Source organism: Vibrio sp. 1069, assembly GCF_033340555.1.
The window spans coordinates 1-514 of sequence record NZ_JAWOWP010000960.1 but is presented as its reverse complement, the minus strand read 5'-3'; the positions used below and the strand labels follow the sequence as shown (position 1 = coordinate 514).

The 514-nt window shown below is 51.9% G+C and carries 1 protein-coding gene; it reads left to right on the top strand.

The window, feature by feature from the left end; genetic code table 11:
* Positions 1 to 514: alpha/beta hydrolase-fold protein (locus R7040_RS30035; protein ID WP_318098131.1), on the top strand; the 514-nt coding region annotated here is incomplete at both ends.

The window sequence follows — 514 nt, the reverse complement described above, 5'->3', positions numbered from 1 at the left end:
CAAAGTGTTTGGCGGTTGGCACAAACAATATACGCACGATTCTAAAGCGCTGAACTGCACCATGCGTTTTGCGATTTTCTTACCGCCGAATGCAACCAAATCCAACCCAGTACCCGCTTTGTACTGGTTGTCGGGCTTAACCTGCACCGATGAAAACTTTATGCAGAAAGCCGGCGCATTTCGTATGGCGGCAGAACTTGGGATTGCCATCATTGCTCCGGACACCAGCCCGCGTGGTGAAGGCGTTGCCGATGATGCAAGTTACGACTTGGGCCAAGGCGCAGGCTTTTATCTCAACGCCACTCAAGCACCGTGGTCACTGCATTACCATATGTACGACTACGTCACGCAAGAGCTGCCAGCCATCATCGAAGCCAACTTCCCAGTATCGGATGTGAAATCAATCTCTGGCCACAGCATGGGCGGACACGGTGCGCTCACCATTGGCCTTAAGAATCCGACACTATACCGCTCGATTTCAGCATTTAGCCCAATCAGCAACCCAATGCAGTGT